This is a genomic window from Ensifer oleiphilus, from assembly GCF_013371465.1.
Classification (GTDB): domain Bacteria; phylum Pseudomonadota; class Alphaproteobacteria; order Rhizobiales; family Rhizobiaceae; genus Ensifer; species Ensifer oleiphilus.
Genome location: NZ_JABWDU010000002.1, coordinates 427,898 through 441,902 on the forward strand (window position 1 = coordinate 427,898; position 14,005 = coordinate 441,902).

14 protein-coding genes are annotated in these 14,005 nt (G+C 63.9%); 7 read left to right on the forward strand and 7 right to left on the reverse strand.

Annotated features, from left to right (window positions below):
• On the forward strand, positions 1-212 hold a 212-nt coding region (locus HT585_RS31580), incomplete at its 5' end, for a hypothetical protein (RefSeq protein WP_210270359.1).
• Positions 209-1,888 (forward strand): aspartate-alanine antiporter-like transporter, encoded by a 1,680-nt coding sequence (locus HT585_RS08745; protein WP_176352544.1) that lies wholly within the window; start codon positions 209-211, stop codon positions 1,886-1,888. The genes HT585_RS31580 and HT585_RS08745, both read left to right, overlap by 4 nt.
• Before the next feature lie 169 nt (positions 1,889-2,057).
• On the opposite strand, the gene HT585_RS08750 is transcribed toward HT585_RS08745, so the two are convergent.
• The 3 genes from HT585_RS08750 to HT585_RS08760 all read right to left on the reverse strand — a co-directional run bounded on the left by HT585_RS08750 (position 2,058) and on the right by HT585_RS08760 (position 5,615).
• On the reverse strand, positions 2,058-2,537 hold the full coding sequence (locus HT585_RS08750) for an SRPBCC family protein (RefSeq protein ID WP_176352545.1): 480 nt from the start codon (positions 2,535-2,537) through the stop codon (positions 2,058-2,060).
• A 147-nt stretch (positions 2,538-2,684) separates the two neighbouring features.
• On the reverse strand, positions 2,685-4,460 hold the full coding sequence (locus tag HT585_RS08755; RefSeq protein WP_176352546.1) for an SLC13 family permease: 1,776 nt from the start codon (positions 4,458-4,460) through the stop codon (positions 2,685-2,687).
• Positions 4,461-4,850: 390 nt separating this feature from the next.
• The gene (locus HT585_RS08760) at positions 4,851-5,615 is read right to left on the reverse strand and encodes an alpha/beta fold hydrolase (RefSeq protein ID WP_176352547.1); all 765 of its coding nucleotides are present in this window, start codon (positions 5,613-5,615) and stop codon (positions 4,851-4,853) included.
• Between the two features lie 152 nt (positions 5,616-5,767).
• On the opposite strand from HT585_RS08760, the gene HT585_RS08765 reads away from it, so the two are divergent.
• Complete coding sequence (locus HT585_RS08765) at positions 5,768-6,226, forward strand: MarR family winged helix-turn-helix transcriptional regulator (RefSeq protein WP_176352548.1); 459 nt, start codon at positions 5,768-5,770, stop codon at positions 6,224-6,226.
• A 202-nt stretch (positions 6,227-6,428) separates the two neighbouring features.
• A complete protein-coding gene (locus HT585_RS08770; protein WP_173420348.1) occupies positions 6,429-6,725 on the forward strand; it encodes a hypothetical protein in 297 nt (98 codons plus the stop codon).
• Positions 6,726-6,823: 98 nt separating this feature from the next.
• Here the strand turns inward: HT585_RS08770 and HT585_RS08775 are convergent, their stop codons facing one another.
• The gene (locus HT585_RS08775) at positions 6,824-7,735 is read right to left on the reverse strand and encodes a LysR substrate-binding domain-containing protein (protein WP_176352549.1); all 912 of its coding nucleotides are present in this window, start codon (positions 7,733-7,735) and stop codon (positions 6,824-6,826) included.
• A 127-nt stretch (positions 7,736-7,862) separates the two neighbouring features.
• Between HT585_RS08775 and HT585_RS08780 the strand changes: the two genes are divergently transcribed.
• Both HT585_RS08780 and HT585_RS08785 read left to right on the forward strand, forming a co-directional pair.
• Positions 7,863-8,255, forward strand: coding sequence for a RidA family protein (locus HT585_RS08780; RefSeq protein WP_176352550.1), 393 nt, complete (start codon positions 7,863-7,865; stop codon positions 8,253-8,255).
• A 1-nt stretch (position 8,256) separates the two neighbouring features.
• A complete protein-coding gene (locus HT585_RS08785; protein WP_176352551.1) occupies positions 8,257-9,369 on the forward strand; it encodes an NADH:flavin oxidoreductase in 1,113 nt (370 codons plus the stop codon).
• A gap of 187 nt (positions 9,370-9,556) precedes the next feature.
• Here HT585_RS08785 and HT585_RS08790 read toward each other — a convergent pair whose 3' ends face one another.
• Both HT585_RS08790 and HT585_RS08795 read right to left on the reverse strand, forming a co-directional pair.
• On the reverse strand, positions 9,557-10,501 hold the full coding sequence (locus HT585_RS08790) for an MBL fold metallo-hydrolase (protein WP_176352552.1): 945 nt from the start codon (positions 10,499-10,501) through the stop codon (positions 9,557-9,559).
• A 76-nt stretch (positions 10,502-10,577) separates the two neighbouring features.
• A complete protein-coding gene (locus HT585_RS08795; RefSeq protein ID WP_176352553.1) occupies positions 10,578-11,585 on the reverse strand; it encodes an alpha/beta fold hydrolase in 1,008 nt (335 codons plus the stop codon).
• Positions 11,586-11,703: 118 nt separating this feature from the next.
• Here HT585_RS08795 and HT585_RS08800 point away from each other — a divergent pair, with 118 nt between their 5' ends.
• Positions 11,704-12,735 carry a GlxA family transcriptional regulator gene (locus HT585_RS08800; protein ID WP_343213948.1) on the forward strand — a complete coding sequence of 344 codons (1,032 nt, stop codon included), beginning with the start codon at positions 11,704-11,706 and terminating at the stop codon, positions 12,733-12,735.
• 38 nt (positions 12,736-12,773) lie between these two features.
• Here the strand turns inward: HT585_RS08800 and olsE are convergent, their stop codons facing one another.
• Positions 12,774-13,703 (reverse strand): ornithine lipid hydroxylase OlsE, encoded by a 930-nt coding sequence (gene olsE / locus HT585_RS08805; protein ID WP_176352555.1) that lies wholly within the window; start codon positions 13,701-13,703, stop codon positions 12,774-12,776.
• Positions 13,704-14,005: the final 302 nt, after the last annotated feature.

Genomic DNA, 14,005 nt, shown 5'->3' on the forward strand with positions numbered 1-14,005 from the left:
GTTTTCCGCCCACCTGGCCGGCCAACCCCCGCGCCCCGCCAAACGCGCCCCCGCGATGGCTGGCCACCCGCATCATCGGGCGGTCCGCTTTCTCCGGCAGCATTTCCACCCGAACAGGGAATGAAGACGTCTTTTCCGACAAACAACAGGCGCCGTGTGCCGCTGAAAATCAACCCGCGTTCAGCGCGCAATCTGGAGGGATCGTCACGTGATCGAGCAGCTGTTCAGCATTTTGCGGGCCCATCCGGAACTGGCACTGTTCCTGGCGCTCGGCATCGGCTATGCGATCGGCAAGATCACTATCGCCGGCGTGACGATCGGCGCGGTCACGGGCTGCCTGCTGGCCGGTGTCCTGATCGGCCAGACCGGCGCCGTGCTCTCGAACGATGTGAAGCAGGCGTTCTTCCTGCTCTTCCTCTTCGCCATCGGCTACCGCACCGGCCCGCAATTCTTCCAGAGCCTCAATGCCGATGCCCTGCCGCAGATTGCCGTCACGGTCACGCTCTGTGTCGTAGCCCTCGGTGTCGCGATCGTTCTCTCGATCTTCTTCGGCTTCGATCTTGGAACGGCAGCCGGGGTGCTGGCGGGCGGGACGACGGAATCGGCGACCGTCGGCGTCGCCATCGATACCTTCCGCAAGACGGCGCCGACGCCAGAGGCTGCCAGTCAGTTCGAATCCGCCGTGGCGACCGGCTTTGCCGTCGCCTATCTCGTCGGCGTTGTCAGCGCCATTCTCGTGCAGTCGCAACTGGCGCCAAGACTGTTCGGCCGCAGCCTGAAGGACGCCTGCGCCGAGCTCGAAGCCGAGCTCAACATCACCCCGCACGACAATAGCAACAGCGCCCGCCGCGAGATCGAGGCGCGGGCGTTCGTGGTCGCCGACACACTGGTCGGCCTCACCGTCCAGGAGGCGGAAGCACGGGTCCCCGAAAACCAGAAGGCCTATATCGAGCAGATTCGCAGGGGTAGCGAGATCATCTCCCCGGCCCCGAAAGAGCGGCTGCAAGTCGGAGACATCATTGCCGTTGCCGGCCTTCGCGGTTTCCTGGTCGAATACTCCAGCCGGATCGGCACCGAGATCGACGACCGCGAGCTTCTCGATATTCCGGTCGAGGTACTCGATGTGGTGGTGACGAACAAGGAAGTCGCCGGCAAGCGCCTGTGGCAACTCAAGCAGCGGCCGGAGGCGCGCTCGGTCTTCCTGCGCGGCATCCTGCGCGCCGGTCAGCCGATCCCGACCTTCCCCGGGTTGACGGTCCGCCGCGGCGACGTGATGTCGATTGCCGGCGCCAGGCGCCATGTCGAGGGTGCGGCAACACTCCTTGGTTATGCCGACCGCGAGACGACTGCGACCGACATGGTCTTTGTCGGCGTCTTCATCTTCCTCGGTGGCCTGATCGGCATTCCCGCCCTGAAGCTCGGAGCGCTCGAAATCGGCCTCGGCGTAGCGGTCGGGGTGCTGGTAGCCGGCCTCGTCGCCGGTTGGCTGCGCTCGGTGCGCCGCACCTTCGGCTTCGTGCCGGAGGCGACACTCTGGTTCTTCGACAGCGTCGGGCTTTGCGCCTTCATCGCCTGCGTCGGCATCTCGGCCGGCCCGAGCTTCGTCACGGGCCTCGTCCAGTCTGGCCCGGCGCTCGTCATCGCGAGCGCGCTGATCTGCGTGATTTCGCACTTGGCCGCACTCGCGCTCGGCCGCTGGGTCTTCCGCATGAACGAAGGCCTGCTCGCCGGCACCTGCTGCGGCGCCGGCACGTCGGCACCGGCGCTGGCCGCCGTGCAGGAGGCTGCCGGCAGTAAGGTCCCGACATTGGGGTATGGCCTCGGCTACGCCATCGGCAACGTGCTCTTGGCGCTCTGGGGCGCCGTGTTGGTCACGGTTCTCGGGTAGGCTGATTTTCGCCGGCAACGGCTCCCGGCAATGGCGATATGGAAGGCCATTGCCTCAAGGCTGCAACAGCCTCCCGACGGCACCAATACCGATCCAACCCGCTCACCGCCAGCCAGGCCAGCCGCCCACGCCCGCACGCTTTTGTCCTGCCTGCGGCAAGGTCGATCGTCTAAGCCCCGTCCAGGTAGTACGCCTTCTGCGAGGGGTAATAATCATCGAATGACGGTAACGGCTTGCCTTCGCGCGCGGCGACCAGCATGTCGAGGTAGTACTCCCAACCGGGTCCGACATCACCTGCGAGTTTGACGTCGCTCAAGCGCTGCACCAGACGCAGCTCGGTCGTGTCGTCCGTCTGCGTAAACGTCAGCTCCATGCGCCAGTCGCCGTAGTCATCCTTCATCGCCACGACCAGGCGACGCGGCGCCTCGCATTCTTCAATCGCCACGTTCGCCCACGGCTGGCCCTTATCATGGAGCAGTTGCAGCCGCACGGTTTTTCCAGGAGCGGCTTCGCCTTCCCAGCGACCAAACCAGAGCGCGGTGTTTTCGGATTTCGTCACACTGAGCCAGACATCAGCGATGGGTGCGTGGAAGCTGCGCGTGAGGATCAGGTCGTTGCCACTGATGCGGCCGGTGGGCTTGGGGCTCATACCGTCTCCTTGTCTCTTGTCGTTGCCGGCCCGCAAGCTTGTAGCAGGCTGCAGCCGCACCCTACTTGTACACCGCAAACACACACTCTGCGAGAGCATTTTCACCCGTATGCACGCAACCGCTTGCCGGTTCTGGCCGCTCAGGCCTTAACGCAGCGGCCAGACGAGCATCAGCGCCGGTATGCTGACGATAACAATGACGAGTGAGAGCGGCAGACCGAGCCGCGGATAGTCGCTGAAACGATAACCACCCGGCCCCATGACAAGGGTGTTGCACTGGTGGCCGATCGGCGTGAGGAAATCGCAGCCCGCGCCGATCGCGACGGCCATCAAGAAGGCTTCGGGCCGATAGCCGAGCGCGGTCGCAAAGCTTGCCGCGATCGGCGCCATGACGAGCACGGTCGCGGCATTGTTGAGGAACGGCGTCACCGCCATCGCGGCCAGCAGGATCAGCGTCAGCGCGCCTGCCGGCGGCAGGCCGGTCGCAACCGTGCCGAGCCAGCTGGCAATAACGTCTGTTCCGCCCGTCGTGCGCAAGGAGTCACTGACCGGGATCAGCGCTGCCAGCATCACCAGGATCGGCCCGTCGACCGACCGATAGACGTCGCGCAGCGGGATGATGCGGAAGATGACCATCGCAAGCGCGGCAGCAAAGAAGGCGATCGGAATCGGCACCAGGCCGACGGCGGTCGAGCCCATGGCGGCGGCGAGAACCAAGAGCGGCAACGTCGCCTTGCGGATGGTGCCGAGCAGGATCTCGCGCTGCGCCAGCGGCAGGCAGCCGAAATCCTGCAGGAACGACGGCAGTTCGCGGCGCGCCCCCTGCAACACGACGATATCGCCGGCCCGCAGACGGATGCTGCCGAGCCGCTGCTTCAGTCGCTCGCCCTGGCGGCTGACGGCAAGCAGGTTGATGTTGTGATTGTTGAACAGCGCCAGGCGCTGCGCCGACATGCCTTCGAGCGGCGAGCCGCTGCCGATCACCGCCTCGACGGCCTCGACCTCCGCGCCGGTCTTTTCGGTCGATGATGGCGAGCGGTCGCCGGCGATCTTCAACTTCGCCTGCGAGACGATGCGATCGAGCGCATCCGGCCCGCCCTCGAGCAAAAGCACGTCTTCGGCCTCGAGCTTGATGTCGGGCAGCGGCGCCACATGCAGGCCGCGTCGGAACACGGCGATGACGACAGCGCCACCGTCGCCGATCTTGACGAGGTGGCTGAGCGACTTGCCGATGACGGGGGAGCCGGCCGCGACCACTGCTTCCGAGGTGTAATCGGTGATCTCGATTGCCGCCTGCACCGAGACGTGCTGGCTCGTGCGCTGCGGCACCAGCCTATAGGCAAACAGCAGGAAGACGACGCCGACGGCTGCAAGGGTTGCGCCAACAGGCGTGAAGTCGAACATGGTGAAGCTCTCGCCCGTCAGTTCCTGGCGCACGCGCGACACGACGATATTGGGCGACGTGCCGACCTGGGTCATCAGCCCGCCAATCAGCGAGCCGAAGGCCATCGGCATCAGGAACACTGAGGGCGTGACGCCGGAGCGGCGGGCGAACTGGAAGGCGACCGGGATCATGATCGCCAGCGCGCCGATATTCTTGATGAAGGCGGACAGTATGGTGACGGTGATTACCAGCAGCGCCAGCTGCGCCCTGACCGAGGAGATATTGGGCAGAAACCGCTGGATCGCCGCATCGACGATCCCCGAGCGCGCCACGCCGGCGCTGACGATGAGCGCGCTGCCGACGATGATGACGATATCGTCGCTGAAGCCGTCGAAGGCGTGATCAAACGGCACAATGCCGACGGCAACGGCAAGCATCAGGGCGGAACAGGCGATCACATCATAACGAAACCGCCCCCAGATGAAGAATGCCATCATGGCGCCGATGACGAGAAACGCGAGAGACTGTTCGGCGGTCATGCAATACCTGGACTTGGCATAAGGGCTGGGCGGCGGGACGGACGACGCGAATGGCGCAGGGCCGAAACGCGCGATCCGCGCAGAAGTTCGCCCAAGGACTACCGCATGTTTCCCCAGATCGGAAATCGTCCCGGCAACAAATCTGGGTATGAGGCCGAAACTCGCCATCGCAGAGGGGTAAGCGAAGCGTGCCCCCACGCCCGAAGAACCGAGACGGCGCTGCAAAGATCGGTGAAAGCGCACCGCCGCCACAGGGACAGCACCGAATCCGCCAGATGCCGCCGGGTCAGCAAAAACGACCCGTCGACCTCCCATGAAAACATGGCCGGGAGATCCCTCTCCCGGCCCGGCTCTTTGTAGAGGATTTGGATCACGGCCCTTCGCCGACACTCAGTTGGCGGGTTGCGCAGCCTTCTCGATGAGATCGGCAACAGCCTTGGGGTTGGAGACATAGATTGCATGGCTGCCGGGCACCTCGACGACGGTGGCGCCTGCGCGCTTTGCCATCATCGCTTGAGCGGCCGGCGGGATCATGAGGTCCTGAGCCGCAACCAGATAGTAGCTCGGCTTGGTCTTCCACGCCGGCTCGGTCACGGCACCGGTGAGCGCCTCGACACCCCATGGAACCTGGGAGTCTGCCATGAATGCGGCCGTCTCGGCATCGACGTCGGCAGCGAAGGATGCGGCGAACTTTGCCTTGTCGAGGAACAGGAAGCCATCGACCGGCGGCAGGATCGGCGGCACCGGCGCGCCAGCCGGCGGGTTGGCGATCAGCGTTGAGACGGACTCGCCCTTATCCGGCGCGAAGGCGGCGATGTAGACGACGGATTGAACCTTCTCATCCGTGCCCGCCTCGCTGATGACCACGCCGCCATAGGAATGGCCGACCAGCACGACCGGTCCCTCGCTCTTGGCGATCGCCTGCCTGGTGGCAGCAACGTCGGCAGCAAGCGAAGTCGTCGTGTTTTGAACGATGCTTACGTTGTAGCCGTCCTTTTTCAGGATGTCGTAAACCCCTCTCCACCCGGTGCCATCGGCGAAGGCACCGTGAACCAGAACGACAGTCTTTGCCCCCTTATCGGCGGCGAATGCGGTGGTGCCGGCGGCGACCAGTGCGAGCGAGGCGGCAGCGGCAAGCAGAGACTTCTTCAACATTTGCGCAACTCCTTAATTTATTATCGCGACAATCGTTATCGCGATAAGCATTAAATACGCCTCCCCTAACCGGCTGTCCAGCATTTTATTATCGCGATAATGATTTCCGTGGTAAGGTCATGAAAAGCCACGGACAAAATTGGAGATGACCGATGACCACCCCGGCGCCATTGCCACTCGACAGCCAGCTGTGCTTCTCGATCTACGCGGCGGCGATTGCCATCAACCGCGCCTATAAGCCGATGCTCGACGCGCTCGGCGTGACCTATACGCAGTATCTCGCCGTCAGCGCGCTGTGGGAACAGGACGGCCTGAGCATTTCGGCCATTGCCGACCGGCTTGGCCTGGAGCCGAGCACCATTACGCCGGCCGTAAAGCGGCTCGAGGCGGCAGGTTTCCTTTCAAGACGCAGAAGCACGGCGGACGAACGGCTGGTCGAGGTCTTCCTGACGGACAAGGGCAAGGAACTGCACCCCAAGACCGCATGCCTTACCGACACGCTGCTGCGTCGCTCAGGCTTTAGCGTCCCGGAGATGGTCGATCTCAACAAGAAGGTCCAGATGCTGCGCGATGGCCTCACGCGAGAAGAAGAGCCGGAAGCCCGCAGCTAGGTATATCTCCGCGCAATCAAATGGCTGCGACCACCGGCAATCGCATGCCCGGAACTTGGAAATTCCCGTTGGAGCACTACACTTTAGAGAAAGGTGTTGGACAATTGCCTGCGAAAGCCGGAATAGATCGCGCCTGCTGGGAGTCGCGTATGGCAGCGGGCAGAAATCCATTCCGCCTTCTGCACGACAGAGGATCGTCGACATGAAACACGCTCTTGCCGCCCTGACCGTTGCCTTGCTTCTCGGTGGCTGCACCGCAAGCGGCCAAACCTATGGCTACTCGCCGAACCTCGAGCCCATCCCCGGCAGCATCACCTATGGCGGCCAGCCGCGCACCAAGCTGCAGAAAGCCCCGGTCGGCAGCATCGTCCCGCACCAGTTCTTCGACCAGTTCGGCCGTCAGGTGTTCGAGACCTATGTGATCGAACCGGATCGCTCGCTGCGCCTCGTCAGCCGCCGCTGGAGGAACATCGACGCCTTCGGTGGCTTCGACGACTGAGCTTCACCATTCGCGCGACGACCAGCCGGACGACCCATCCGGCGAGACTGAGCGCTGTCGCAGCCGCGCGCACTCTTTGACCGCGGCCCGGGCGGGCTTCAATGCTTCCCGCCTTCGAACTGCTCCAGCACCCAATCCCTCAGCACCTGCGTTGCCGGCCGCTCGGCCGCCCGCGGGCTATAGACGAGGTCGTAGCGGTAGCTTTCGAGCGACAGCGCGAACGGCTGGACGAGAATGCCGGAGGCAAGCTCCTGCGCAACCAGGGTCAGGCTCAACAGGCCAATGCCCTGCCCGGCCACGACAGATTGCACCGCATGGATCTCGTCGGTGAAGGAAAGCCCGCCAGCCGCATCGATATCGCCCAGGCCGGCGAGCTTCAGCCATTGCCGCCAGACCGGCGCCCGCTCGTCGTCGCGCCGCGCCGGCCCCCAATCGAAATGGACGAGCGTCGCCGCTCTCAGCGCATCGAGGGATTGAGGGACTAGGTGGGGCGCACAGACCGGCGCGAACCGATCGGCAAACAGCGGCTCGGAAAGCAGGCCGGGATACTGTCCGTCGCCATAGCGGATGGCCGCGTCGGCGTCGGCATCGAGATCCACCGTTCGGTTCGAGGCATCGAGACGCAGGTTCCAGTCCGGATGTGCATCGCGAAAGCTGCCGGCAAGCGGCGCCAACCGCTTGGCGACGAAGGCGACCGTGGAGGTCAGCCGCGCCACCTTGCTGTCACGGTTGCGCCTGACTTCGCCGATCGCCTGCTCGAATCGATCGAGCCCGTCGCGCAGGACGGGAAACAGCGTGTGCCCCGCCGGCGTCAGCCGCACCTGTCGCGTGCCGCGCTCGAACAGCTTCAGCTCCAGCAGGTCTTCGAGCTGGCGGATCTGATGGCTGACGGCTGTTGCCGACACGTTCAGTTCTTCGGCCGCCTGCTTGAAGCTCAAGCGACGGGCGGCGGCCTCGAAGACCCGTAAGGCACCGAGCGGCGGCAACTTCCTCATGACACCCCAACGCATGATCTGAGTTCATCTGTCGCCTGAAAAATCGTCTTTTGTCAGCCGAGTGGAGCCTCATCATATTGAGTTCAACAGCCAAGGCAACGACGCCAGGCTGAGGAAAACTCAAGCATAGAGAGCTAAACCCATGTTTCTCGAACAGGTCATCACCAAGCCGGATCCCTACGCCCCCTTCCTCTTGTCGCAGGCCATCAAGGCCAACGGCTTCGTTTTCGTCTCCGGCCAGGCGGCCATCGGCGACGATGGCGAGATCGTCGGCGAGGATGATTTCGACCGTCAGGCCGAGCAGGCCTTCCGCAATCTCGATCGCGTGCTGACCGCCGCCGGCTCCAGCCTTTCCAGGGTGGTGAAGGTGACGATCTTCCTGCGCTCGATGGAAAATTTCAGCAAGATCGTCGAGCTGCGCCGCAAGTGGTTCACGGCGCCCTATCCCGCCGACAGCATCATCGAGGTCTCCTCGCTCTATTCACCGAAGGCGATGATCGAGATCGAGGCGATCGCACTGACAGAGGATCGCTGAGATGAACGTGCACAGCACAATCGACTCGCCGGTTCTGCTCGGAACGCCCCTCAAAGGCCTGGCCTTTGCCAACAGGCTTTCCGTCGCGCCGATGACCCGCATCAGCGCCACTGCCGGGGGCGTGCCGACCGAGCGGATGGTTCGCTACTACGAGCGCTTCGCCAAGGGTGGCTTCAGTTTGCTGACAACCGAAGGCATCTACACCGACAAGGCCTATGCGCAGACCTATAGGGGCCAGCCGGGGCTGACCGACCGGGAACAGGCGGAAGGCTGGAAGACGGTCGTCGATGCCGTGCATGCCGCCGGCGGGCGCATCTTCGCCCAGTTGATGCATGGCGGCGCGCTCGCCCAGGGCAACCCCTTCCGCAGCGACACAGTCGGCCCTTCGCCACTGCAGCCGAGAGGCCAGCAGATGGTCTCCTACCACGGCGAAGGTCTCTACGCCGTACCGCGGGAGATGGACGAGGCGGATATTGCCGAGGCGATCTCAGGCTTTGCGCAAGCCGCCACGCTCGCCATCGATGTCGCCGGGTTCGACGGCATCGAAATCCATGGCGCCAACGGCTATCTGCTCGACCAGTTCTTCACCGACTACACCAACCGGCGGCAGGACTGCTGGGGCGGCGACATCGGCAAGCGGCTGGGTCTGAGCCTCGCAGTGCTCGACGCCGTTCGCGACGCCGTCGGCGATGCGGTGCCTGTCGGCATCCGGCTTTCCCAGGGCAAGGTCAACGACCTCAAGCATAAATGGGCGGAGGGTGACGAAGGCGCGGCGGTCGTCTTCCGGGCATTGGCAAAAAGCCCTGCCGATTTCGTCCACGTGACCGAGTTCGAGGCCTGGCAGCCGGCCTTCTCGGCCGGAGGCAAGTCGCTGGTGGCGCTTGCCCGCCAGCATGCACCGGAACTGTTCGTCATCGCCAATGGCAGCCTGCACGAACTCGCCCGGGCCGAGCAGGTACTGGAGGCCGGCGCCGACATGATCGCGCTCGGACGTGGTGCGCTCACCAACCCCGACTGGCCGCGCATCGCCGCCGAGAAGCGCGAGGCTCGCCCGCTGGCGCTGGAAATGCTGTCGCCCGTCAGTGACATCAAGGACGCAGAGCTTCGGTATTGAGACAGCGAGGGCGGCGCCAGCGAGTGACGCCGCCCTTGGACACAGTCCTGCAAAGGCTGCATGCAGGGTGAGGCACCCACACTCCCTCATTCCGGCCCTGTGCCGGAATTCAGCGACCCGGCGTCATCAGGGGCAAACGATCTTTCAGCCGGTAGAATTGGGTTGGTCCGCGGTTGTAGGCCTCCCCTTACGATCCCGAAACGAAACGATACGCGCTACCGTTCCGTTCAGCCCGCCCGATTCCGGGATAGCTCCAGTGGTAGCCGAGCAGTGTCAGCTTTTCCGTGGCCGCCCGGTCGATCAGCATCTTGCGCGTCTTCAGCGCCAGATCCGGGTCGGTATCGAAGCCGAAGTGCCAGTCCGGGTGTTCGAAGAAGACGATGTTGCTGGTTGCCGCATCGCCCGAGATCACCAGCCCGTCACCGCCTTCAAGCTCCAGCGAGATATGGCCGGGCGTGTGGCCGCGCGTATCAAGCACCTGCATGCCACTGACGATCTCGTCACCGGGCTTCACCAGCGTCAGCCGCTCCTTGACCGCGAAGAGATCGCGCTGCGCGCCGCGGGCAAAGCCATGCAGCGCCTTCGGCATGGCCTTTTCGTACTCGGGGTTCGTCCAGAATGCCCATTCCCGTTCCGAGACGAAATATTGCGCGTTCGGAAAGGTGAGCTTGCCATCCGTTCCGACCGTGCCGCCGGAATGATCGGGGTGAACGTGGGTGAAGACCACCTTGGTCACAGCGGCCGCATCGATGCCCGCCGTTGCCAGATTGGCCGAAAGCTTGCCGGCGCTCGCCTGGAAATTGCCGCCCGACCCGTTGTCGACAACGATCAGGTCGCTGCCGGTGCGGATGAACGGGATGTTGGTGTGGAACGGTGCGCCCTCCGGCGTGCCGCCGAGCCGGCGCATGATGCCGTCTCGCTCCTCGGGCGCTGCGTCCGGCAACACGATGCTGACTGGCAGGGTCAGGAAGCCGTCGCTGACGACGGCGATATCGAAAGCCCCGTGGGTGAAGCGGTGGGTGTCGGCGGCGTAGACACCCTTCGGCAGCAGCGGCAAGGCGACGCCAGCGACAGAGCCGGCGAGAAAGGAACGGCGGTCGAGGCCGGAGGTCTTCTCGTCAATGCGGGTCATGGATCGGTTCCTTCTGTTTTCGAGGTAGAGCAACCGGCCGGTGGCACTGTTTGGCGGCACCGGCCGGCGTCAGGGGTCAGGACCGGGCGAAGTCGAGCAGGTCGGCGTTGAGCTGATCCTTGTGGGTGTCGGTGATGCCGTGCGGCGCGCCGGGGTAGACCTTCAGCGTGGCGCTCGGAACCAGTGTCTTCGAAGCGCGGGCGGCCGCATCGATCGGCACGATCTGGTCGTCGTCACCATGGATGATCAGCGTCGGCACGTCGAACTTCTTCAGGTCTTCGGTAAAATCGGTCTGCGAGAAGGCGACGATGGAGTCATAGGTGTTCTTGTGCCCGCCCATCATGCCCTGCAGCCAGAAGCTGTCGATCATGCCCTGCGAGGCCACGGCACCCGGCCGATTGAACCCGAAGAACGGACCGGAGGCAATATCGCGATAGAGCTTGGAGCGATCCTTCAGGCTCGCCGCCTGCAGACCGTCGAACACTTCTTTCGGCAAACCGCCGGGGTTGCTGTCCGTCTTGACCATCAGCGGCGGCACCGCAGAGATCAGTCCGGCCTTGGCGACGCGGCTCGTGCCATGACGGCCGATATAGCGGGTGATCTCGCCGCCGCCGGTTGAGAACCCGGCCAGGAAAATATCCTTCAGATCCAGCGCATTGATCAGGTCGGCCAGATCGTCGGCATAGTGATCCATGTCGTTGCCGTCCCAAGGCTGGGAGGAGCGGCCGTGGCCGCGACGATCATGGGTGATGACACGAAAACCGTTGTTGGCGAGGTGGAAGGCCTGCGCCTCCCAACTGTCCGACGACAGCGGCCAGCCGTGGCTGAGCACGACCACGGGGCCATCCTTCGACCCCCAGTCCTTGTAGTAGATCTCGACGCCATCGCGGGTGATGATGCGGCTGCCCATAACGGTTGCTCCCAGTGTCGTGGTTGTGGCGGCGGATGTGGTTGCGGCTTTCGCCGGACGAATGACGGCCGGGACCGCAGCGGCGGTCGCTGCGGCGCCAAAGGCGGCCGAAAGAACTGTGCGGCGCGAAAGGCCGGTGGAGACTGCGGTGGAAACTGCTTTTGCTTCAATCATTGTCCTGCCCTCTTCCATCTCGGTTGATCTGCTCTCTCCGTTCCGGAGCGCTGGTTGAATTGATAGAACGAGCGGCCTAACCTCTCGACCGGCAAAGCTGACAACGATGGGGGCAGAAGTGACAAAACCACTCGAAAGCGAACCGGCGGAGATCGGCATCGTCGTTTATCCCCGCGCGCTGAAGTCCGCCGTCCATGGGTTCACCGACATGTTCCAGGTGGCCGGCATGCAGGCGATCGAACAGGGCGGTGCAGGCGCACCGCTGATCCGCATCTCCCACTGGCAGCTGCAGGAGGATGGCTCGGTCGAAAAGACCCTCGACACCCACCCCGGCCCCTCCTTCGGCCTCGTGGCGCTGATCCTGCCGCCGACGCTGGCCGAGCTGCCGGTCGGCGGGCGCATGGGGCAACTGCCCGCCTTCGTGCGCGAAAAGCATGCCGCCGGCACCACCATCTGTTCGGTCTGCGGCGGTGCCTATCTGCTGGCGGAATCCGGGCTCGCCGCCGGTCGCACGATCACCACCCATTGGTCACACCAGGACCTGATCGCCGATCGTTACCGCGACGTGCGCATCGACACCGATAAGCTGCTGATCGACGAAGGCGATATCATCACCGCCGGCGGCATGATGGCGTGGATCGATCTCGGGCTGAAACTCGTCGACCGGTTCCTCGGAACCAATGTGATGCTCGCTACCGCCCGCTTCATGATCATCGATCCCGGCGCCCGCGAGCAGAGCTACTACAGCGTCTTTGCCCCGAAGCTCGACCATGGCGACAGCGTCATCTTGAAAATCCAGCACTGGCTGCACGGCGCCAGCACCAAGGGCGTGACGTTGCAGATGATGGCCGAGCGCGCCGGGCTCGGCGACCGCACCTTCCTCAGGCGCTTCCAGAAGGCAACCGGCTTCAACCCGACGGAATATTGCCAGCGGCTGAGGATCGCCAAATCGCGCGACCTACTGGAGCGCTCGCAGCTGTCGATCGAACAGGTGGCGTGGCAGAGCGGCTATGACGATACCAACGCCTACCGCAAGATCTTCCGCAAGATCCTCGGTCTGTCGCCCAGGGAGTACCGCTTGCGCTTCTCGGTGTCGGATGGCGGACGCCGCCCGGCCATGGCAGGCCTTGCCGGTGCCCTGCCCGCCTGACCATCGTCTCGGTTCTACCGATCGACGTCCGAGCGCCTTCAGTCAGCGCTCGGCTTTCGCCCCAGGATCCGCCGCGCGCCGCCCTTGGAAAAGGGCTGTACCAGTTGACCGACAAAGCTACGCGAAACCTTGCCGGTAATGCCGATATCAGTGGAGGACGGCCGATCGGGATTGAAGTAGGTGCCGAACAGCTGGTCCCAAAGCACGATGTTTTCGCCGTAGTTGCTGTTGCCCTCAGCCAGATCCTTGGAATGGTGCCAGCGATGAAGCCTCGGCGTCGAGAAGATCCAGTCGAGCGGGCCGGTGCGCATCTCGACATTGCAGTGGGTCAGAAGGCCGGTGAAGGCGGTGACGGCACCGATCCACAGAAACACCGGCAGCGGCGCCCCGAGCAGGTAGAGCGGCAACTGGCCAAGGCTCACCTTGATCAGGGAATCGATGACGTGGAACCGCCCGGTGTTGAGCACCCAAAGCCGCGTCACGCTGTGATGCAACGCGTGGAAACGCCAGAGGCCAAGCCGCTCATGCGCCAGGCGGTGCGCGGCATAGAGCCCGAACTCGGCAATCACCAGCCCGAGCACCACCTGGGAGATCATCGACCAGTGCGCCGGCCAGATATGCGGTTGCGAGCCGAAGAACGGCTGCGCGAAGATGGCGACCAGCAACGGGAACGACGCACCGAACGCCGCGGCAATCTGCACGATCCCCTTGGTCAGCAGCGTATGGCCGAGATTGTTGAGCGTCTCGCCGTCGGGTGCGAGCCAGGCCGGCTCGTAAGGCATCAGGCGTTCGAAAAGCGCGATGATCGCCACCACCGAGAGGTAGACGACATTGAACCAGAGCACCGGCGACGACGTGGCAAAAGCCAACCCGGTCGCGGCCAGGCCACCGACGTAGAGCGCAGGCCACAGCAGGATGGAGGCTGTGTATCGCAGCGGCGATGAAAAGCTAACGTGATGCAAAGTCATATCGTTTGACCATTTGTGCTGGAAATCGAAAGGCGCGGCATCGCGCGCTGTTCACGCCACGCCTATTCCTCATCTCGGCGAGAGTACCGTTCCGCCAGGTCATCGCAGCTATGGTCGTGACGATCGCCGTTGCGCCCTTCACGGCAGGGCGCCGAACGGTACTGGACGAACTGCCGCTCGAGCGCATAGCGATCACCGTCGCTCTCTTCCAAGCGGCTGTGTTCCATCTGCGATGACACCCCGAGCAGGTGACATGCCAGTAGACCGATCTTGAGAAGACACATGGGATAACGCCAATCCTC

Coding starts and splice junctions, on each gene's coding strand:
- HT585_RS08750 (WP_176352545.1), bottom strand. CDS start 2,537: ATGAGCCCCAAGCCCACCGGCCGCATCAGTGGCAACGACCTGATCCTC.
- HT585_RS08755 (WP_176352546.1), bottom strand. CDS start 4,460: ATGACCGCCGAACAGTCTCTCGCGTTTCTCGTCATCGGCGCCATGATG.
- HT585_RS08760 (WP_176352547.1), bottom strand. CDS start 5,615: ATGTTGAAGAAGTCTCTGCTTGCCGCTGCCGCCTCGCTCGCACTGGTC.
- HT585_RS08765 (WP_176352548.1), top strand. CDS start 5,768: ATGACCACCCCGGCGCCATTGCCACTCGACAGCCAGCTGTGCTTCTCG.
- HT585_RS08770 (WP_173420348.1), top strand. CDS start 6,429: ATGAAACACGCTCTTGCCGCCCTGACCGTTGCCTTGCTTCTCGGTGGC.
- HT585_RS08775 (WP_176352549.1), bottom strand. CDS start 7,735: ATGCGTTGGGGTGTCATGAGGAAGTTGCCGCCGCTCGGTGCCTTACGG.
- HT585_RS08780 (WP_176352550.1), top strand. CDS start 7,863: ATGTTTCTCGAACAGGTCATCACCAAGCCGGATCCCTACGCCCCCTTC.
- HT585_RS08785 (WP_176352551.1), top strand. CDS start 8,257: ATGAACGTGCACAGCACAATCGACTCGCCGGTTCTGCTCGGAACGCCC.
- HT585_RS08790 (WP_176352552.1), bottom strand. CDS start 10,501: ATGACCCGCATTGACGAGAAGACCTCCGGCCTCGACCGCCGTTCCTTT.
- HT585_RS08795 (WP_176352553.1), bottom strand. CDS start 11,585: ATGATTGAAGCAAAAGCAGTTTCCACCGCAGTCTCCACCGGCCTTTCG.
- olsE (WP_176352555.1), bottom strand. CDS start 13,703: ATGACTTTGCATCACGTTAGCTTTTCATCGCCGCTGCGATACACAGCC.